This is a genomic window from Agrococcus sp. UYP33, assembly GCF_054060915.1.
Map to the genome: position 1 here is coordinate 149,615 of NZ_JBSSDR010000001.1, position 20,286 is coordinate 169,900.

The 20,286-nt window shown below is 71.9% G+C and carries 16 protein-coding genes; 4 read left to right on the forward strand and 12 right to left on the reverse strand.

The features are described 5' to 3' along the window. Nucleotides 1-9: 9 nt before the first annotated feature. Both ACVWW9_RS00685 and dapE read right to left on the reverse strand, forming a co-directional pair. Nucleotides 10-1,215: a hypothetical protein gene (locus tag ACVWW9_RS00685; protein WP_456513987.1), complete on the reverse strand. Its 1,206-nt coding sequence runs from the start codon at nt 1,213-1,215 to the stop codon at nt 10-12. Beyond that, nucleotides 1,197-2,279, reverse strand: coding sequence for a succinyl-diaminopimelate desuccinylase (gene dapE, locus ACVWW9_RS00690; protein ID WP_456513988.1), 1,083 nt, complete (start codon nt 2,277-2,279; stop codon nt 1,197-1,199). Before dapE ends, ACVWW9_RS00685 begins: the two co-directional genes overlap by 19 nt. A gap of 23 nt (nt 2,280-2,302) precedes the next feature. On the opposite strand from dapE, the gene ACVWW9_RS00695 reads away from it, so the two are divergent. The 3 genes from ACVWW9_RS00695 to ACVWW9_RS00705 all read left to right on the forward strand — a co-directional run bounded on the left by ACVWW9_RS00695 (nt 2,303) and on the right by ACVWW9_RS00705 (nt 5,679). Then, on the forward strand, nt 2,303-3,223 hold the full coding sequence (locus tag ACVWW9_RS00695) for a DapH/DapD/GlmU-related protein (RefSeq protein ID WP_456513989.1): 921 nt from the start codon (nt 2,303-2,305) through the stop codon (nt 3,221-3,223). Between the two features lie 90 nt (nt 3,224-3,313). After that, complete coding sequence (locus ACVWW9_RS00700) at nt 3,314-4,126, forward strand: ABC transporter ATP-binding protein (RefSeq protein WP_456513990.1); 813 nt, start codon at nt 3,314-3,316, stop codon at nt 4,124-4,126. Then, nucleotides 4,102-5,679 carry a hypothetical protein gene (locus tag ACVWW9_RS00705; RefSeq protein ID WP_456513991.1) on the forward strand — a complete coding sequence of 526 codons (1,578 nt, stop codon included), beginning with the start codon at nt 4,102-4,104 and terminating at the stop codon, nt 5,677-5,679. The genes ACVWW9_RS00700 and ACVWW9_RS00705 overlap by 25 nt, the downstream gene beginning before the upstream one ends. Before the next feature lie 25 nt (nt 5,680-5,704). Here ACVWW9_RS00705 and ACVWW9_RS00710 read toward each other — a convergent pair whose 3' ends face one another. The 7 genes from ACVWW9_RS00710 to ACVWW9_RS00740 all read right to left on the reverse strand — a co-directional run bounded on the left by ACVWW9_RS00710 (nt 5,705) and on the right by ACVWW9_RS00740 (nt 15,079). Further along, nucleotides 5,705-7,156: an NCS2 family permease gene (locus tag ACVWW9_RS00710; RefSeq protein ID WP_456513992.1), complete on the reverse strand. Its 1,452-nt coding sequence runs from the start codon at nt 7,154-7,156 to the stop codon at nt 5,705-5,707. 58 nt (nt 7,157-7,214) lie between these two features. Next, nucleotides 7,215-8,531: a citrate synthase gene (locus ACVWW9_RS00715; RefSeq protein ID WP_354259734.1), complete on the reverse strand. Its 1,317-nt coding sequence runs from the start codon at nt 8,529-8,531 to the stop codon at nt 7,215-7,217. A 61-nt stretch (nt 8,532-8,592) separates the two neighbouring features. After that, nucleotides 8,593-9,669 carry a succinyldiaminopimelate transaminase gene (dapC, locus tag ACVWW9_RS00720; protein WP_456513993.1) on the reverse strand — a complete coding sequence of 359 codons (1,077 nt, stop codon included), beginning with the start codon at nt 9,667-9,669 and terminating at the stop codon, nt 8,593-8,595. Between the two features lie 10 nt (nt 9,670-9,679). Next, on the reverse strand, nt 9,680-10,009 hold the full coding sequence (gene fdxA, locus ACVWW9_RS00725; RefSeq protein WP_354259728.1) for a ferredoxin: 330 nt from the start codon (nt 10,007-10,009) through the stop codon (nt 9,680-9,682). Continuing rightward, nucleotides 10,006-11,097, reverse strand: a complete 1,092-nt coding sequence (locus ACVWW9_RS00730) for a PIG-L family deacetylase (RefSeq protein WP_354259725.1) — start codon at nt 11,095-11,097, stop codon at nt 10,006-10,008. Before ACVWW9_RS00730 ends, fdxA begins: the two co-directional genes overlap by 4 nt. Nucleotides 11,098-11,192: 95 nt before the next feature. Next, nucleotides 11,193-13,097: a translational GTPase TypA gene (typA, locus tag ACVWW9_RS00735; protein WP_354259723.1), complete on the reverse strand. Its 1,905-nt coding sequence runs from the start codon at nt 13,095-13,097 to the stop codon at nt 11,193-11,195. 83 nt (nt 13,098-13,180) lie between these two features. Next, nucleotides 13,181-15,079: an ABC transporter ATP-binding protein gene (locus ACVWW9_RS00740; protein ID WP_456513994.1), complete on the reverse strand. Its 1,899-nt coding sequence runs from the start codon at nt 15,077-15,079 to the stop codon at nt 13,181-13,183. Nucleotides 15,080-15,141: 62 nt separating this feature from the next. Here ACVWW9_RS00740 and ACVWW9_RS00745 point away from each other — a divergent pair, with 62 nt between their 5' ends. Continuing rightward, nucleotides 15,142-15,759: a PH domain-containing protein gene (locus tag ACVWW9_RS00745; RefSeq protein ID WP_354259718.1), complete on the forward strand. Its 618-nt coding sequence runs from the start codon at nt 15,142-15,144 to the stop codon at nt 15,757-15,759. Nucleotides 15,760-15,773: 14 nt separating this feature from the next. On the opposite strand, the gene ACVWW9_RS00750 is transcribed toward ACVWW9_RS00745, so the two are convergent. The 3 genes from ACVWW9_RS00750 to ACVWW9_RS00760 all read right to left on the reverse strand — a co-directional run bounded on the left by ACVWW9_RS00750 (nt 15,774) and on the right by ACVWW9_RS00760 (nt 20,269). After that, nucleotides 15,774-16,769, reverse strand: a complete 996-nt coding sequence (locus ACVWW9_RS00750) for an ABC transporter permease (RefSeq protein ID WP_354259715.1) — start codon at nt 16,767-16,769, stop codon at nt 15,774-15,776. Beyond that, entirely contained in the window at nt 16,766-18,307 is a 1,542-nt protein-coding gene (locus tag ACVWW9_RS00755) for an ABC transporter permease (RefSeq protein WP_456513995.1), read from the reverse strand. Before ACVWW9_RS00755 ends, ACVWW9_RS00750 begins: the two co-directional genes overlap by 4 nt. 147 nt (nt 18,308-18,454) lie before the next feature. Next, the gene (locus ACVWW9_RS00760) at nt 18,455-20,269 is read right to left on the reverse strand and encodes an ABC transporter family substrate-binding protein (protein ID WP_354259709.1); all 1,815 of its coding nucleotides are present in this window, start codon (nt 20,267-20,269) and stop codon (nt 18,455-18,457) included. Nucleotides 20,270-20,286: the final 17 nt, after the last annotated feature.

The window sequence follows — 20,286 nt, forward strand, 5'->3', positions numbered from 1 at the left end:
GAGCGCCCGCTACGGCACCGTCCAGTCGGCGCCGTTCACGTGCCAGCAGAACCAGATCCACACCGGCTGCAGCACGATGCACGCGCCGAGCAGCAGCGCCCTGGCCCACCCGGGCCGCAGCGCGGCGAGCAACGCCGCGGCGGGGAAGATCGGCATGAGGAGCCGCCAGGTCGACGACTGCGGGAACCACACCGCCGCGAGGTAGAGCAGGTAGGCGATCGTCCACAGCCGCGCCTCGAGCGCGACGCCGCGCCGCCACGGGCCGGCGAGCAGCGCGACCGCCGCGCCGACGATCGCGACGAGCCACAGCGGCCACCACGCCCCGAACCACCACTCGAGCCCGATCGGCCAGGGCGTGAGCGGCACGAGCTCCTGCCTGCCGATGTAGGCGGAGCGCCAGCTGAGCTCGGTCTCGACGTAGGCGGTGGCGCTGCCGGTGACGAGCGTGCAGGCGAGGAGCCAGCCGAAGCCCCAGAGCGCGCTCCACGCCCCGAGGCCCGCGACCATCCGCCGCTCCGCCACCGGGAAGGCAGCACGGTCGGTCGAGAGGCGGATGAGGAACCACAGCCCCAGCGCGAGCGCGAACGCGAGCCCGCCGGGCCGGGTGAGCGCCAGCACCGGCAGCAGCACCCAGAGCCACGACCACGCGCGCAGCCGCCAGGCGAGCAGCGCGCCGGCGAGCAGCAGCAGGAAGAGCGACTCCGCGTAGCCCAGCTGGAAGACCGGCGCGGTCGGCGACAGCAGCACGATCGCGAGCGCGAAGCGCTCCCGGCCGGGCGCGATGTCGGCGAACAGCCGGTAGGCGACGAGCGCGAACGCGAGCGAGGCGGCGACCGACAGCAGCACGGACGCGACCTCCCACGGCAGCCCGACGGCCGTCAGCAGCCGCGCGACCATCGGGTAGACCGGCATGAACGCCCAGGCGTTCTCGCCGACGTGCCCGTCGTCGGTGATCGGCAGCTCGGACGGGTAGCCCGAGACCGACACGATGAAGTACCAGTGGGCGTCCCACATCGTGGAGTAGTCGAGCAGGTCCGGGCCCGCGGGCGTCCACGAGCTCTGCTCCTGGCGGCCCGCGAAGGCGGCGAGGAACGCCGTGCTGATGAGGCGCGAGACGAGCCAGAGCGCCGCGGGCCACACCCACCAGCGCTCCGCGCCCGCCGCGGCGATCGCCGCGAGCGCGGGGCGGCGCTCGGTCAGGCCGGCGAGAGCCACGTGCGGAGGCTCTCCTCGGTCGCGACGATCTGCGCGACCGGCACCGACTCGTCGTCCGCGTGCGCCTTCGACGGGTCGCCCGGGCCGAAGTTCACGGCCGGGATGCCGAGGCCCCAGAAGCGCGCGACGTCGGTCCAGCCGTACTTCGGCTGCGGCGTCACGCCGACCGCCTCGATGAACTCCTTCGCGAGCGGCGCGTCGAGGCCCGGGCGGGCGCCGGGCGCCGCGTCGATGACGCGCACGTCGAAGCCCTCGAAGAGCTCGACGACGTGCGCGGTCGCCTCCTCGAGGCTCCGCGACGGCGCGAAGCGGTAGTTCACCTGCACGACGCACTCGTCGGGGATGACGTTCGTCGCGACGCCGCCAGAGATCATGACGGCGTTGAGGCCCTCGCGGTAGACGAGCCCCTCCACCTCGATCTGCCGCGGGCGGTACGACTGCAGCACCTGCAGCACCTCCGCGGCGTCGTGGATGGCGTTGTGGCCGACCCACGCGCGGGCGGAGTGCGCGCGCACCCCCCGCGTGCGGATCTCGGCGCGCAGGGTGCCGTTGCAGCCGCCCTCGATGTGCCCGTTCGAGGGCTCGCCGAGGATCGCGAAGTCGCCCTGCATGAGCTCGGGATGGGTCTCGGCGAGCAGACGCAGGCCGTTCTGGTCCTCGCCGACCTCCTCGTGGTCGTACCAGATCCAGGTCAGGTCGACGACGGGCTCGGCGAGCTCGGCGGCGAGCTTCAGCTGCACGGCGACGCCGGCCTTCATGTCGACGGTGCCGCGGCCCCAGATGTGCGGCTCGCCGTCGACCTCGATGTCGCGCGTCGGCAGGTTGTCGTTGATCGGCACGGTGTCGATGTGCCCGGCGATCACGACGCGGCGATCGCGGCCGAGCTCGGTGCGCGCGACGACGGTGTCGCCGACGCGCGTCACGGTGAGGTGCGGCACGGCCTGCACCGCGGCTTCGATCGCGTCGGCGAGGGGCCCCTCGCGGTCCGAGACGGAGTCGATGTCGCAGAGCGCGCGCGTGAGCGCAGCGCTCGTCGCGGTGAGGTCGAGCGTCGGGGCAGTCATGGGCCCAAGCCTAGACTTGGCGCATGGCTCGCCCCGCACACGGACATGCGCTCGTCACCGTCTTCGAGGGCCGGGCGCTCGACGCGTGGTTCCCCTCCCCCGCGCTCGGCTCGCCGAGCGGCGACGAGGCGTGGATGGGCGGCGGCGAGCTCGGCGACCAGGCCGGCCCGGTGCCCGCTCGCGGTGTCGTGCTCGAGCACCGGCACGTCGAGATCGACCTGGATGCCGCCCCCGCGTCGACCGAGGACGCCTACCTGCGCCTCCACCTGCTGAGCCACCGCCTCGTGCAGCCGAACACGATCAACCTCGACGGCATCTTCGCCGCGCTGCCGATCGTCGCGTGGACGAACGCCGGCGCCGTCGACCCGGACTGGGCGGCGTCGCACCGGGTGCAGCTGCAGCGCGCGGGCATCCAGGTGCAGCTCGTCGACCGCTTCCCGCGGATGACCGACTTCGTGCTGCCGGACGGCGTGCGGATCGGCGACGCGTCGCGCATCCGCCTCGGCGCCCACCTCGCGCCCGGGACCGTCGTCATGCACGAGGGCTTCGTCAACTTCAACGCCGGGACGCTCGGCACCTCGATGGTCGAGGGCCGGATCTCGCAGGGCGTCGTGGTCGGCGACGGCACCGACATCGGCGGCGGCGCCTCGATCATGGGCACGCTCTCGGGCGGCGGCAAGGAGCGCGTGCAGCTCGGCTCCCGCGTGCTGCTCGGCGCGAACGCGGGCGTCGGCATCTCGATCGGCGACGACTCCGTGGTCGAGGCCGGCCTCTACGTGACGGCCGGCACGAAGGTGACGCTCGTGCCGTCGGGCGAGACGGTCAAGGCCGTCGAGCTCTCGGGCACCCCCGGGCTGCTCTTCCGCCGCAACTCGGTGTCGGGCGCGGTCGAGGTCGTCGCGCGCGACGGCCGCGGCGTCGAGCTGAACGCACTGCTGCACTGACCTGAGCGAGCGTCCTCCCCTGCTCAGGGGAGGCTCAGTTCACTCCCACGGCGGATGCGCTCCGGCCGACCGCGCTGGGAGGCTGAGGGCATGACGCTCAGCGCACCGCGACCGGCACCGACGCAGCCCGCCGACGCCCTCGCGCCCGCGCTCGAGCTCGTGCAGCTCGCGAAGCGCTTCGGCCAGAAGGCGGCGGTCGACGGGCTGAGCCTCCGCGTGCCGCAGGGCTCGCTCTTCGGCCTCGTCGGCCCGAACGGCGCCGGCAAGACGACGACGCTGTCGATGGCGACGGGCCTCCTGCGACCCGACCACGGCACCGCAGCGGTGCTGGGCCACGACGTCTGGCGGGACCCCGCGCGGGCCAAGGCGATCACGGGCGTGCTGCCCGACGGCGTGCACCTGTTCGACCGGCTCACGGGTGCCGAGCTGCTGCGCTACAACGGGCTGCTGCGCTCGATGCCGGAGGCCGAGGTGACGTCCCGCGCGACCGACCTGCTCGACGCGCTCGGGCTCGCCGACACCGGCGGCACCGTCGTCGCCGACTACTCCGCCGGCATGCGGAAGAAGATCGCGCTCGCGTGCGCGCTCATCCACGCGCCGCGGCTGCTCGTGCTCGACGAGCCCTTCGAGGCGGTCGACCCCGTCTCGGGCCAGGCGATCCGGGCGATCCTGCGCGGCTTCGTCGCCTCCGGCGGCACGGTCGTGCTGTCGAGCCACGTCATGGAGCTCGTGGAGTCGCTCTGCGACCACGTCGCGGTCGTCGCCGACGGCCGGCTCATCGCGACCGGCACGCTCGACGAGGTGCGCGGGGGCGTGAGCCTGCAGGAGCGGTTCGTGCAGATGGTCGGGCAGCAGGCGCGCGGGACGGAGGCGCTCGGGTGGCTGCGCACTTCGTCGCGCTGAGGTACCGGCTGCTGCTCGGCACGCTGCGGCGGAGCCCGTGGGCGATCGTCGGGCTCGTCGTGAGCCTGCTCGGCGGCCTGTCGCTGCTCGCCCTCACGGCCGTCGGCGCGATCGCCCTCCGCGCGCTCGCCCCCGAGCTCGGCGGACCGGCGGCCGTGCTCGTCGGCGCGGGGCTCGTCGTGGGCCTCACCGCGCTCTCGGTGCTCATGGGCACGAGCGACCCGCTCGCGGCGGAGCGGTTCAGCCTGCTGCCGCTGCGGCCCCGGCAGCTGCGCGGCGGCCTGCTGGCCGCCGAGCTGCTCGACGTCTGGGGCATCGTGCCGGTGCTCGCCTTCGCGACGCTGCTCATCGTCTGGTCGACCTCCCCCGCCGCGCTCATCACCGCGATCGTCGCGCTGCCGATCGCGGTCGCGACCGTGCTGCTCATCGCCCGCGTCTCGGCCGACCTGCTCGCCCGGCAGCTCGCGAGCAAGCGGGCGCGCGACGCGATGGCGATCCTGCTGCTCGTCGGCGTGATCGGCTTCACCGTCGCGATGCAGGGCGTCGCGATGGCGGTGCTCGCCGTCGGCGACCTCGGCGGCGTGATCGCGTCCACTGCGGCGGTCGTCGCGTGGACGCCGCTCGGCGCCGCCTTCGCCCTGCCGCTCGCAGTCGCGGACGGCGCGTGGCTCGAGGCGGCGGCGAAGCTCGCCATCGCGATCGCCACCGTCGCGATCGCCTGGTGGGGCTGGGGGCGGCTGCTCGGCGAGCGGCTCACGAACCCGATCGTGCTGCGCGGCGGCGGCCGCGTGCGCGAGGGGCACGTGCTCGACCGGCTGCTCCCCGCGACGCCGGTCGGCGCGATCGCGGCGAGGAGCATCCGCTACCGACGCCGCGACGTGCGCCACCTCATGAACGTGATCGCGGTGCTCATGCTGCCCGCCGTGCTGGGCGGCCTGCAGCTCGTGAGCGACGAGATGCCGCGCGAGCCGCTCGCCTTCGTGCCGCTGCTCATGGCCCTCGTCGCCGGCAGCATCGTGCAGATCGACACCGCGTACGACGCGAGCGCCTTCGCGTGGCACCTGCTCGCCGGCGTCCGGGGCGCGCAGGACCGCGCCGGGCGGCTGCTGGGCATCGGCGTCGTCTACGTGCCGGCGATCGTGCTCACCGCGGTGCTCGGCACCTGGGCCGCCGGACGCTGGGACCTGCTGCCCGCGAGCATCGCCGTCGGGGTCGGCACGTTCGGCGTGCTGAGCGGCGTGCTGCTGTGGCTCTCGGCCTACCTGCCGGGCGAGGCGCCGCAGCCCGGCGCGAACCCGCTCGGCCGCGGCTCGTCCGGCGGCGTGCAGTCGCTCGCCGGGGTGGCGATCGCCTTCCCGGCGCTCGCGATCGTGGGCGGACCCTTCGTCGGCCTCGCGATCGCCGCCGTGTGGATCCCGTGGCTCGCCTGGCCGAGCCTCGCCGCGGCGCTGCTCATCGGTGCGCTCGCAGGCTGGCTCGGCATCCGCTTCGGCGGCGCCGCGGTCGACCGCCGCGGCCCGGAGCTGCTCGCGCAGGTGTCGCGGGCCGTCTAGCGGCCGCGAGCCGGTCGGCGCGGCGTCAGCCGATGAGCGCCTGCAGCGGTCCGCGCACGAAGAAGACGACGAAGAGCGCCGCCACGATCCACAGCAGCGGCGAGATCTGCTTCGCGCGGCCGGAGACGGCGTTGACGATGACCCAGGCGATGAAGCCCACGCCGATGCCGTTCGCGATGTTGTAGGTGAGCGGCATCACGACGATCGTGAGGAACGCGGGCAGCGCGATCCGGAAGTCGGTGAAGTCGATGTCGGCGATCTGCGCCATCATCATCGCGCCGACCACCACGAGGGTCGCCGCAGCGACCTCGAGCGGCACGATCTGCGTGAGCGGCGTCAGGAACATGGCGGCGAGGAAGAGCACGCCGGTCACGACGGAGGCGAGGCCCGTGCGGGCGCCCTCCCCCACGCCCGCGGCGGAGTCGACGAAGACGGTGTTCGACGAGGCGCTCGCGCCACCGCCGGCGACCGCGCCGAAGCCCTCCACGACGAGCGCGCGCTTGAGGCCCGGGAACTGGCCGTCGGGGGTGGCGAGGCCCGCCTGGCGGGCGAGGCCCGTCATGGTGCCCATCGCGTCGAAGAAGTTCATGAACACGAGCGTGAAGATGAACATCGTGGTCGCGAGGATGCCGATGCGGTCGAACGAGCCGAACGACACCTGCCCGATGAGCGAGAGGTCCGGCAGCGCGACGACGCTCGTCGGCAGCGCCGGCGCGTTGAGGTTCCAGGCGTCCGGGTTCGCGCCGAGCGACGGGCCCACGCGGAAGATCGCCTCGAGGATGATGGCGATGATCGTGGTCGCCACGATGCCGATGAGCAGCGCGCCCTTGACGCGCAGCGCGAGCAGGATGCCCATGAGGATGACGCCGATGACGAAGACCGCGGTCGGCAGCGACGTGATCGAGCCGCCGTCGCCGAGCTCGACCGGCGGCGACGCGGCGCCCGTCGAGCGCACGAAGCCGGAGTCGACGAAGCCGATGAACGCGATGAAGAGGCCGATGCCGACCGCGATCGCGCTCTTGAGCGCCGGCGGCACGGCGTCGAAGATCATCCGGCGCAGCCCGGTCGCGGCGAGCACGACGATGATGACGCCGTTGATGAGCACGAGGCCCATCGCCTCGGGCCAGGTGAGCTCGCCGACGAGGCCGAAGGCCAGGAAGGAGTTGATGCCGAGGCCCGCTGCGAGCCCGAACGGCACGTTGGCGATGAGGCCCATCGCGAGCGTCATGAGGCCGCCGACGAGCGCGGTGACGGCCGCGACCTGACCGTTGGGCAGCCATCCGCCCTCGACGTCGGTCGCCGCCTGGTCGGCCGAGAAGCCGCCGATGATGAGCGGGTTCAGCACGATGATGTACGCCATCGCGAAGAACGTGACGAGGCCGCCGCGCACCTCCTGCGAGACGCTCGAGCCCCGCTCGCTGATCTTGAAGAACCGGTCGACGACGCCCGTGGGCTGCGCCTGCGTGCTGCTGGTCATGGATGCTCCGGGTCGGTGACCGCGCAGGCGGCGGTGGGTGGGGTCGGCCGGGGCCGGCTCAGATGTGGCGCTCGACCGGGCCGACGTACAGCTGCTGGGGGCGGCCGATCTTCGTCTGCGGGTCGAGCATCATCTCGCGCCAGTGCGCGATCCAGCCGGGGAGGCGGCCGATCGCGAACAGCACGGTGAACATGCGCTCCGGGAAGCCCATGGCCTTGTAGATCACGCCGGTGTAGAAGTCGACGTTCGGGTAGAGCTTGCGCTCGCGGAAGTAGTCGTCGGCGAGGGCGACCTGCTCGAGCTCCTGCGCGATGTCGAGCAGCGGGTCGCGCACGCCGAGCTGGGCGAGCACCTCCTCGGCCGACGACTTCACGAGCTTCGCGCGCGGGTCGTAGTTCTTGTACACGCGGTGGCCGAAGCCCATGAGCTTGACGCCCTGCTCCTTGCGCTTCACACGCTCGACGAAGCGCTCGACGCCCTCGCCGGAGTCGCGGATGCCGCGCAGCATCTGCAGCACGGCCTCGTTCGCGCCGCCGTGCAGCGGACCGGAGAGCGCGTGGATGCCGGCGGAGACGGAGGCGAACAGGTTGGCATCGGTCGACCCGACGAGCCGCACCGTCGAGGTCGACGCGTTCTGCTCGTGGTCGGCGTGCAGGATGAGGAGCCGCTCGAGCGCCCGCACCATGACGGGGTTCTGCACGTACTCCTCGGCCTGGATGCCGAAGTTCAGCTTCAGGTAGTTCTCGACGAACGACAGCGAGTTGTCGGGGTAGAGGAACGCCTGGCCGATCGACTTCTTGTGCGCGTAGGCGGCGATGACCGGCATCTTCGCGAGCAGCCGGATGGTCTGCTTGTCGACCTTCTCGGGGTCGCGCGGGTCGTGGTCGGCCTCGTAGTACGTCGACAGGGCGCTGACGGCGCTCGAGAGCGCGCTCATCGGGTGCGCGTCGCGCGGCAGCGCGTCGAAGAAGCGCCGCAGGTCCTCGTGCAGCAGCGTGTGGCGGCGCACGCTGTGGTCGAAGTCCGCGAGCTCGTCCTCGTTCGGCAGCTCGCCGTGGATGAGCAGGTGCGCGACGTCGAGGAAGGTCTTCTGCTCGGCGAGCTCCTCGATCGGGTAGCCCCGGTAGCGGAGGATGCCCTGGTCGCCGTCGATGTACGTGATGGCGCTGCGGGTGGCCGACGTGTTGACGAAGCCGTAGTCGAGCGCGGTGTAGCCGGTGTCGCGCGTGAGCTTCGACACGTCGATCGCCGAGCGGCCGTCCGCCGCCTCGAAGACGGCGAGCTCGGTGGCGCGGCCGTCATGCTGCAGGGTCACGGTGCGCGCAGGGGCGTCCTCGGATCGGGCGGGGTGCATGGCGGTGTCCTCGGTCGTCACCAGGACAGCCTACCGACCGCCGGGCGGGCCCTCGGCCACGGCCATGCCACGGCCCGGCGCCTCAGCCCAGCAGGCGCGCCGCGGCGGCCGCGATGTCGTCGTCGGAGGCCGTGATCGCGACGCGCACGTGCGTCGGGTCGCCGTAGAACGTGCCGGGGGCGACCAGGATGCCTAGGTCGGCCAGCCGGTCGACCTGCGCGAGCGCATCCGTGCCGTCCGACGCCCACAGGTAGAGGCCGGCGTCGGAGGAGACCGAGAAGCCGCGCGCTTCGAGCGCGGGCAGGAGCAGCGCGCGGCGGGCGCGGTAGCGCTGTCGCTGCACGTCGACGTGCGCGTCGTCGCCGAGCGCGACGGCGAGCGCGTGCTGCACCGGGCTCGGCGCCATGAGCCCGAGGTGCTTGCGCACCGCGAGCACGCGCTGCACGACCGCGGCGTCGCCGGCGACGAAGGCGGCGCGGTAGCCGGCGAGGTTCGACTGCTTGCTGAGCGAGTAGACGGCGAGCAGGCCGCCGATGTCGCCGTCGGTCACGCGCGGGTCGAGGATCGACGGCGCCGCGTCGACCTCCCACGGCAGCAGCGCGTAGCACTCGTCGCTCGCGACCACGATCCCCCGCTCGCGGGCCGCGCGCACGACGCGGCGGAGCGCATCGACGCCCAGCACGTCCCCGGTCGGGTTCGACGGCGAGTTGAGCCACACGAGCCGCGTCTCGGCGGGCCAGTCGTCGGGGTCGTCGGCGCGCACGGGGGTGGCGCCGGCCATCCGGGCGCCGATGTCGTAGGTCGGGTAGGCGACCGCGGGGTGCACGACCGCGTCGCCCGCGCCGAGGCCGAGCTGCTGCGGCAGGCCGGCGACGAGCTCCTTCGAGCCGACCGTCACGAGCACGTTCGCGTCGACGAGGCCGGGCACGCCGCGCACGCGCGCGAACCACGCGACGATGGCGCGGCGTGCCTCGGGCGTGCCCCAGTTCGTCGGGTAGCCGTGCGCGTCGGTCGCCTCGCGCAGCGCGTCCTGCAGCAGCGCGGGCGTCGGATCGACGGGCGAGCCGACGCTGAGGTCGACGAGGCCGCCGGGATGCTCGGCCGCGCGCGCCTTCGCCCCGGCGAGCGTGTCCCAGGGGAACTCGGGCAGCTGGACCACGCGGCGCGGGCTACGGGGCCGGCTGCGCCTGCGGGGGCAGCGCCGCGACGATCGGGTGGTCGAAGGGCAGCACGCCCACCTTCGCCGCGCCGCCGGGCGAGCCGATCTCGTCGAAGAAGTGCACGTTGGCCTCGTAGTACTCGGCCCACTCCTCCGGCGTGTCGTCCTCGTAGAAGATCGCCTCGACGGGGCACACGGGCTCGCACGCACCGCAGTCGACGCACTCGTCGGGGTGGATGTAGAGCATCCGCTCGCCCTCGTAGATGCAGTCCACCGGGCACTCGTCGACACAGGCGCGGTCCTTGACGTCCACGCACGGGAGCGCGATCACATACGTCACTTCCGGTCCCCTTCCGTCGCGGTCGTCGAAGCCATCCTAATCCGCCGCATCGCCTCCGCGTCCGGCCACGCCAGCGCGACGAAGGACGCGACGGCCGGCACGATGGTCCAGAGCCATCCCGGCAGGTTCGCCGGCACGATCGCCCGCTCGGTGCCGAAGGCGCCCCGGCCGAGCGGATCGATCGCGACGAGCGCGACGACGCCGAGCACGCCCAGCACGGCCGCGAACGTCAGCTGGCGCGACCCGGATGCCGCCCGCACGCCGACGATGAGGCCGAGCGCGGCGAGCAGCGAGAGCGCGATGCCCCACGGCACCTGCTGGTGCGAGAACGTGCCGACGGTGCCGACGATCGCCCCGGCGAGCAGCGTGCCGATGCGCAGGCCCCAGCGGATGCGGCGGCGCGGGCGCGTCTCGATGAGCGTGTAGTGCTCGACCTCGTCGAGCGCGCGGCGCTGGCCGCCGACGTGCAGCACGTCGTCGCCCTCCACCGTCAGCTGCGAGCGGTGCTCGCCGAGCGCGGCCACGACGCGGTCGCGCACCGGCGCGAGCGGGAAGGCGACGTCGCCGGCCCGCTTCGAGCGCACGTAGAGCGGCAGGTCGTAGCGCCGCGCGGCGATCACGGCTGCGTGGTGCGCGGCGACGTGGTCGGGATGCCCGTAGCCGCCGTCGACGTCGTACGTGACGATCGACGTCGGGTCGACCTCCTCGATCACGACGCCGAGCGCGTCCGCGAGGTCGTCGGGGTCTGCCTTGCTCATCGAGGTGGGCGGCGCGTCGGGGGCGGCGCCGGCGACGCCCGACGCGTGCCAGGCCATGCCGGAGTCGTCCCAGCCGTGGATGCGGCGGCCGCGCGCGCCGAGCGCCCGCAGCGCGCCCTCGAGCTCGGCGCGGCGCACCTCGCCGACGCCGACATGCTCGACGTCGACGAGCCGCTCCTCGCGCACCTCGCCGCGCTCGCCGAGCGTGAAGGTGACGACGACGGGGTCGCCGCCGCCGGCGGCGACGGTCGCGATCGCGGCGCCGGTCGAGAGCGTCTCGTCATCGGGGTGCGCGTGCACGAAGAGCACGCGCTCGAGGCGGGGGTCCATTCCGTCCATCCAACCACTCGCGCCGGTGCGCCCGGGACGCGGCAGCGCCCCGCGGGACCGAGCGATCGGTCCGCGGGGCGCTGCTGGTGGGTCGGTCAGCCCTGCTTCTTGAGGCGGCTCGCCTCGCGCGCCCGGGTGTTGGCGTCGAGGTTGACCTTGCGGATGCGCACCGCGTGCGGCGTGACCTCGACGCACTCGTCGTCGCGCGCCCACTCGAGGCACTCCTCGAGCGAGAGCAGCTTCGGGGGCGTCAGGCGCTCGAGCTCCTCACCGGTCGACGACCGGATGTTGTTGAGCTTCTTCTCCTTGGTGATGTTGACGTCCATGTCGTCGGCGCGGGCGTTCTCGCCCACGACCATGCCCTCGTAGACGTCGTCGCCCGGCTTGATGAAGAACACGCCGCGCTCCTGGAGCGTCATGATCGCGTTCGGCGTCGAGACACCCATGCGGTCGGCGACGAGCGCACCGTTGTTGCGCGTCACGATCGAGCCCGCCCAGGGCTGCCAGCCGTGCGCGATCGCGTTCGCGATGCCCGTGCCGCGCGTGATGGTGAGGAACTCGGTGCGGAAGCCGATGAGGCCGCGGCTCGGCACCACGAACTCCATGCGCACCCAGCCGGTGCCGTGGTTCTGCATCCCGTCCATGATGCCCTTGCGGGCGGCGAGCAGCTGCGTGACGGCGCCGAGGTGCTCCTCGGGGACGTCGATCGTCAGGTGCTCGAACGGCTCGTGCAGCTTGCCGTCCACCTGGCGCGTGACCACCTGCGGCTTGCCGACGGTGAGCTCGAAGCCCTCGCGGCGCATCTGCTCGACGAGGATCGCGAGGGCGAGCTCGCCGCGGCCCTGCACCTCCCACGCATCCGGTCGGCCGATGTCGACGACGCGGAGCGACACGTTGCCGATCAGCTCGCGGTCGAGGCGGTCCTTCACCATGCGGGCCGTGAGCTTCGAGCCCTTGACCTTGCCGGCGAGCGGCGACGTGTTCGTGCCGATCGTCATCGAGATGGCCGGCTCGTCGACCGTGATGGTCGGCAGCGGGCGCACGTCGTCGGGGTCGGCGAGCGTCTCGCCGATCGTGATGTCGGCGATGCCGGCGACGGCGACGATGTCGCCGGGGCCAGCGCTCTCGGCCGGCACGCGCTCGAGCGCCTTCGTCTCGAGCAGCTCGGTGATGCGCACGTTCTGCACCTCGCCGTCGTGCCGCACCCACGCGACGGTCTGGCCCTTGCGGATCGTGCCCGCCTTCACGCGCAGCAGCGCGATGCGGCCGAGGAACGGCGACGCGTCGAGGTTCGTGACGTGGGCCTGCAGCGGCGCCTCGTCGTCGTACGTCGGCGCCGGGATGTGCTGGAGGATCGCCTCGAACAGCGGCTCGAGGTCCTCGCTGTCGGGCAGCTGGCCGTCGGCCGGCTTGACGGTCGACGCGCGGCCGGCCTTGCCGGATGCGTAGACGACGGGCACGTCGAGCACGGCGTCGAGGTCGAGGTCGGGCACGTCGTCGGCGAGGTCCGAGGCGAGGCCGAGGAGCAGGTCCTGGCTCTCCGTCACGACGTCGTCGATGCGCGCGTCGGGGCGGTCGGTCTTGTTGACGAGCAGGATGACGGGCAGCTTCGCCTCGAGCGCCTTGCGCAGCACGAAGCGCGTCTGCGGCAGCGGGCCCTCGGAGGCGTCGACGAGCAGCACGACGCCGTCGACCATCGACAGCCCGCGCTCGACCTCGCCGCCGAAGTCGGCGTGGCCTGGGGTGTCGATGACGTTGATGATCACGGGGCCGTCCGAGGCGTGCGCGCCCACGTACCGGATCGCCGTGTTCTTGGCGAGGATCGTGATGCCCTTCTCGCGCTCGAGCTCGTTCGAGTCCATCGCCCGCTCGTCGTGCGTGTCGTGCGTGCCGAACGAGCCGGTCTGCTGGAGCATCGCGTCGACGAGGGTGGTCTTTCCGTGGTCGACGTGGGCGACGATCGCCACGTTCCGGAGGTCTGATCGCGCGGCGATCGGCATGCAGGTGCCTTCCGATGAGGGGGTGCGCGACGAACGGCCGCGGCGCCCAGTCTAGCGGGCGGCCGCGGCCGTCGGATCTGGCGTCAGATGTTGCGCTCGTCCTCGATCGCCTGCACGTCCTTGCGCTGCTCGACGAGCGCGTCCGGGTCGGCGGCCGCGGGGGCATCCACCTCGGGCGACTCGTCGGACGTCTGCGCGAGCACCTGCTGTCGCAGCGCGCGGCGGGCGGCCTGCTTGTCGGGGTCGGGCACCGGGATCGCGGCGATGAGGCGCTGCGTGTACGGCTGCTCCGGCGCGCGCAGGATCGCGTCGCGCGAGCCCTGCTCCACGATCTTGCCGTGGTGCATGACCGCGATGCGGTCCGACATCAGGTCGACGACCGCGAGGTCGTGGCTGATGAAGAGGCACGCGAAGCCCTGCTCGCGCTGGAGCTCGGTGAGCAGCTCGAGCACCGTCGCCTGCACCGAGACGTCGAGCGCGCTCGTCGGCTCGTCGGCGACGAGCAGCTCGGGGCTCATCGACAGCGCGCGGGCGATGCCGACGCGCTGCTTCTGGCCGCCCGAGAGCTCGTGCGGGAAGCGGTTGCGGTAGGACTGCGGCAGCCGGACCGCGTCGAGCAGCTCCTCGACGCGCTTGTCGAGCGCCTTGCCGCGGTGGATCTTCGCGAGGAACATCGGCTCGCCGATGGACTCGCCGATCGGCAGCCGCGGGTTGAGCGACGACGACGGGTCCTGGAAGACGATGCCGACCTTGCGGTTGAGGCTGCGCGCGAGCTTGCGGTCGATGTGCGAGATGTCGACGCCGGCGACCTCGAGCCTGCCCTCGGCGATCGGCTGCAGGCCGATCGCGGCGCGGCCGATGGTCGACTTGCCGGAGCCCGACTCGCCCACGAGGCCGAGCACCTCGCCCGCGTGGATCTGCAGCGAGACGCCGTCGACCGCGCGGAACGTGCCGAGCTTGCCCTTCTTGCCGTACTCGATCGCGACGTCCTCGAGCACGAGCACCGGCGGCGTCGTCGTCGCGGTGGTCTCGGCCTGCCTGGCCTGCTCCGCCGCGCGGGCGTTCACCTCGACGCGCTGCGCGAGCTCGGCGTCGTCGATGTCCTCGTTCGAGGCGAGCGCGAGCGCCGCCGTCAGGTCGATCGCCTCGCCCTCGCCGCCCTCGCCGAGCCGCGGCACGGCGGCCAGCAGCATCTGGGTGTAGGCCGCCTTGGGCGAGCCGAAGATCTCGCGCACGGGACCCTGCTCGACGATGCGGCCCTGCTCCATCACGACGACCCAGTCGGCGAGGTCGGCGACGACGCCCATGTCGTGCGTGATGAGCAGCACCGCGGAGCCGAGGCGATCCTTGAGGTCGCGCATGAGCTCGAGGATCTCGGCCTGCACCGTGACGTCGAGCGCGGTGGTCGGCTCGTCGGCGATGAGCAGCTCGGGGTCGAGCGCGAGCGCCTGCGCGATCATCGCGCGCTGCCGCTGCCCGCCCGAGAGCTGGTGCGGGTACGACTTGAACGCCTTCATCGCGTCGGGCAGCTCGACGAGCTCGAGCATCTCGAGCGCGCGCGCCTTCGCGTCGCTCGGCGACATGCTGCGGTGGATGCGCAGGGCCTCCATGATCTGGAAGCCGACGGTGAAGACGGGGTTCAGTGCCGTCATCGGCTCCTGGAAGATCGCCGACACGCGGTTGCCGCGCACCTGCCGCATCTCGGAGGGGCTGATGCCGGTGAGCTCCTCGCCGCCGAGCTTGATCGAGCCCGCGACGCGCGCGTTCTTCGGCAGCAGGTCGAGGATCGCCATGGAGGAGACGCTCTTGCCGGAGCCGGACTCGCCGACCACGGCGACGACCTCGCCCTTGCCGATCTCGTAGGAGACTTCGCGGGCCGCCGGGATCCAGTAGCCGTCGACCGCGAAGTCGACGCTGAGGCCGGTGATCTGCAGGGCGGGTGTGTCGCTGCCGGTGGAGTGGGTGCTGGTGTGGGAAGTCATGCCGCCTCCTGCAGCGGGGTGTCGGAGTCGTCCGGCGCGGAGGCGCCTGCGACGATGAAGCTGTGTCGAACGACGATCTGCATGCCGTGACCGTCCATTCTCGAGTGAACCGGGGCGTCGCCGTCGCGTGCTGGGCGCTGCTCGCCGTGCTCGGCGCGCTCGTCGCCCTGCAGTCGGAGCCGCGCGGCGCGCTCGCCGCGGTCATCCTGGCGGTGTGGCTCGGCTACGCGGTCCTCGTGTTCCTGTGGGCGCCCGCGCTCGTCGTGGACGACCGGGGCGCGGAGCTGCGCAACCCGCTCCGCACCGTGCGGGTGCTGTGGGATGCGCTCATCCACGTCGACACGAAGTACGCCCTGACGCTCTTCACGCCCGGCCGCAGCTGGCCCGTGTGGGTCGCGCCGCAGCCCGGCGCGCTCGCGGCTCGCCGCGCCGCCCGTCGGGCTCGCGACGGCGACCGGACGGATCCGCGCAGCCCGCTCGACACCGGCGTCCGGGTCGGCGACCTGCCGGGCACCGAGTCGGGCGATGCCGCCGCGCTCGTGCGCCGCCGCTGGGCGGCGCTCGCCGACGGGGGCGCCGACGCCGAGGCGATCGCCGTGCCCGTCACCGTGCACTGGGCGCGCGTGGCCGTGCTGGTCGCCGGCCCCGTGCTCGCCGCGACCGCCCCGCTGCTCGTCTGAGCTCACGAGTGGCGTCACTGGCGCCGCTCCGCGCTCTCGGGCAGCTCCTTCGTGCGGCGCACGGAGAAGCGCTTCTGGCGCGGGTCGAAGGCGTCGCGCAGGCCGTCGCCGACGAAGTTGATCATCAGCGCCGGCATCACGATGAACGCCGCCGGGAACCAGAACAGCCAGGGCCGGGTGGCGAAGGCGGACTGGTTCTGCGAGACCAGCAGGCCGAGCGACGACTCGGGTGCGCGGATGCCGTAGCCCAGGAAGCTCAGCGCGGTCTCGAGCAGGATCGCCGCCGCCGCGATGAGCGACGCCGCGACGATCACGACGCCGATCGCGTTCGGCAGGATGTGCTTGAAGATGATGCGCATGTCGGACGCGCCCGCGACGCGTGCCGCCTCGACGAACTCCCGCTCGCGCAGCGACAGGAACTCGGCGCGCACCAGTCGGGCGATGCCCATCCAGGTGACGAGTCCGAGGGTGATCGCGAGCCACTGCACGCCAAGGCCACCGGTCATGCGGCCGATGACCGCGCCGACGACGATCGCCGGGATGACGATGAAGACGTCGGTGATGCGCATGAGGATCGCGTCGACCCAGCCGCGGTAGTAGCCGGCGAGCGCGCCGACGACCGTGCCGAGGACCGTCGCGACACCGGCGAGCAGGATGATCACGAGGAACGAGTTCTGCACGCCGCGCATCGTCATGGCGAAGTAGTCGACGCCGATGCGGTTCTGGCCGAAGGGGTGCTCGCCGAGCCCGAAGCCGGGGCCGGGGATGAGCGACAGCGTCGGCCGACCGCCCTCGAAGGGCGCGCTGGGCGTCACGTAGTCGTACTTCCACCAGCCGGGGATCGGGCCGAGGCCGATCGCCGAGACGGAGAAGACGAAGATGAACAGGAGCAGGACGAGCGAGACCATGGCCGTCTTGTTGCGCACGAAGCGCTTGAGGATGACGCTGCTCTGGCTCTCGCCGACCGTGTGGTCGGTGGTCTTGCCGTTGTCGGGTGCCACGGTCGTCACTTCACCCTCACTCTCGGGTCGAGGAGCGCGTAGCTCAGGTCTGCGATGAAGTTGAACAGGATCGCCGTGATGCCGATGACGAGGAAGTACCCCATGATCGGGTTGAGGTCGACCCGGGCGAGCGAGACGGCGAACAGCGATCCCATGCCGCTGATCGCGAAGACGCGCTCGGTGATGATCGCGCCGCCGAGCAGCGCGCCGATGTCGGCCGCGACGATCGTCGTGATCGGGATCAGCATGTTGCGGAACGCGTGCCGGGTGATGACGGTGCGCTCCGACAGGCCCTTCGCCCGCGCGGTGCGGATGTAGTCCTGGTTGAGCACCTCGAGGAGGCCGGCGCGCGCGTAGCGCGTGTAGCCCGCGAAGGAGATGAGCGTGAGCGAGATCGTCGGCAGCAGGAAGTGCATGATCTGGTCGATGCCCATGAACCACATGTCGCCCTGCAGGCCGACCGTCGCCTCGCCGACCGTCGCGACCGGGCGCTCGTTGATGCGCGGGTGCGCGACGTAGCCGGGCCACGCCTGCAGGAGGCGGTCGGCGACGACGAGCAGGAACCCGAGGAAGCCGACGAGCATCGACACGCGGACCACGAGGCTGCGATCCGGGCCGCCGATGAGGAAGCCGACGACGAAGCAGATGGCGAGCACCGCGAGCGCGATGATGATGACCGTCCAGATCGTCGAGATCGCGAACAGCGGCTGGAGCAGGAAGTACGAGGCGTAGGCGAGCACGCCCGCGACGCCCGCGCCGAGCAGCACGCGGCGGTTCTCGAAGCCCGACAGCAGCGCGACCACGCCGAAGACGACGCCGGCGATGAGCAGCAGCAGGCCGACCGCGCCGAGGCCCGGGGTCTGGAACCAGTTCACCGCGTCCATGTAGACGAGCACGGCGACCGTCGCGGCCGCTGAGACGCCGAACGTGATGAGGCGGTTGCGCATCGAGCCGGCGACGATGGCCTGGAGGATGAACCCGAGCACGAGCGCGACGATGATCGTCGGCACGATGCCGAAGCTCGAGTCGCCGCTCGAGAACCAGTTGTTGAAGTCGATCGCGATGAACTCCTTCAGCAGCACCGCGACGAGGAACGACGGCAGCGAGTAGAGGAAGAAGCTCACGAACGTCATCACGAGGTCGAACGCCGAGTACTGGCGGAGGGCCGACACGATGCCCGTGATCACGCCGAGCAGGATCGCGAGGATCGTCGACGCCGCCACGAGCCTCACCGTCGAGGTCACGGCGCCCGGCAGCAGCTGGGTCACGGGGGTGAAGTTGAGGTCGACGCCCAGGTCGCACGTGCCGAAGGGCACGAGGCAGCCGGCGGCGCCGGCGAGCCAGCCGAACCAGCGCAGCGGCGGCGGGACGTCGAGCGAGAGCCGCTCGATGCGCTGGCCGATGAGCTGCTGCGCGTTCGGGGCGTTGGACGCCTGGAGGTCCTCGAGCGGATTGCCCGAGTTCGCGGCGAGCACGTACATGAGGAACGAGGCCACGAGAAGAGTGAGGATGGAGGCGATGATGCGCCTCACGACGAAGCTGAGCACGGCTCGGACTGCTCCGATCATTCCGGAGACCGCGTGGCTTGTGGCTGCGCGGTCGAGGGTCGGACATGGGATGGCCGTGATTGCCGGGACCGAGGTCCCGGCAATCACGGCCGGGGTCTAACTCACTGGGAGCTGGTGACCGTCAGACTAGCTGACGGGCGTCCACTCCCACGTGTTCCAGATGGAGCCGGTCTGGCCGCCGTTGTAGACGACGCCGTCGACCGTGCCGTTGGTCGCCACCAGGCCGGGGACCTGGAAGAGCGGCAGGCCGTAGAAGTCCTCACGGCTGAGACGGTCGATCTCGATCTGGATCTCGGTGAGGCGCTCCTCGTCGCCGATGATCGTCTGCGACTCCGTCGCGAGCGCGTCCACCTCGGCGTTGGAGTAGCCGTTGTAGTTGCCGCCGCCACCGGTCTGCCAGATCTGCGGGAGGCTCGCGTAGCCGACACCGGGCGAGATCCAGCCGAAGATGGATGCGTCGTAGGTGCCGCTGCCGAGGAGGCTCGACCAGTCGGGCGAGCCCGCGTCCTCGATCACGAAGCCGGCCTCGGACGCGCTCGCCTGAATGAGCTGGAACGCGTCGACGCGGTTCGGGTTGTTCGTGTTGTAGAGGATGCTGACCGTCGGCGTGGCGCCGGCGAGCAGCTCGCGAGCGCCCTCGATGTCGGGCTCCGCGAAGTCGCTGTAGCCGTTGGCGGCGATGGCGTCCTCGTAGGCCGGCTGGTTGGCGACGAACTGCTGCGAGTTGAGCACCTCGGCGTCGGGCTGGACCGGGGTCACGATCGACTCGAGGATGGCCTGGCGCGGGATCGTCATGAGGAAGGCCTCACGCACGGCCGGGTCCGAGAAGACCTCGGAGTCCATCGTCAGGTCGAGGTGGTCGTACGACAGCTGCGGGCCCTCGATGAGGGTGCCGCCGAAGGCCTCGATCGCCGCGACGGTGTCCGCGGACGGCTGCGGCTCGATGACGTCGACCTCGCCGTTCTGGAGTGCCGTGATCTGCGCGTTCGGGTCACCGATGAAGCGGATGATCAGCTCGTCGAAGGAGGGAGCCATCTCGCCGCGCCACTCGGGGTTGCGCTCGAAGGAGATGAAGCCACCGTCGTCGGCCTGGAAGTCCTTGACGACCCACATGCCGGCCGAGACCAGCAGGCTCTCGTCCTCGGGCATCGACGTGATGTTGTAGCCCGTGTTCCACAGGTCGGCCATCTGGCGGAGCTGCTCGTTCTCGGCGGCGGGCGCAGCCGGGTCACCGGCGGGCGTCTCCTCGAGGAAGGTCGCGAGCTCGGCGACGTCCGCGAAGCCGGCCTTCTCAGCGAAGACGTGCGCGGGCTTGCCGATGAGGTTGACGAGGTTCCAGTCGACGTAGGGCTCGCCGTACGTCAGCGTGAGCGTGCCGGCCTCCTCGTCGATCTCGGGGAACTCGGTCGTGTCGAGGCCTGCGGTCGAGCCGGCGAGCTGGAAGTACTGGTTGCCGCCGGTGACCTCACCCGTCTCCTCGTCGAGCGTGGCGTCGTCGTAGTAGCCCGAGCCGATCGCCCATGCGAGCAGCATGTCGGTGGTCGTCATCGGCGTGCCGTCGGACCAGACAGCCTCGGGGTCGAGGGTGTACTGCACGACCAGCGGGCTCTCGGAGACGAGCTCGATGGTGCCGTTCGTCTCGTCGGGGACGACGTTGAACTCGCTGTCGACGTACAGGAACGAGCCGGGGCCCGTCGCGTTGCCGGTCAGGTAGTCCACCATGCCGTTGGTGTTGAGGTTGGTGTCGGGCGTGGCCGACGTCAGCGCGGTCGCGGCGTTGGTCTGCGCGACGCTGATCGTGCCACCGGTGCCCGGTGCGGCGGAGCCCGACTCCGAGGGAGCGGGCGTGGTCGTGGTGCAGCCCGCGAGCGCGACCATCGCGGCAGTGCCGATGGCCAGCCCGGCGAGCGCGCGACCGCGACGCCTGTTCTTGTCTGTCACTGTTCCTCCTGTGCAAG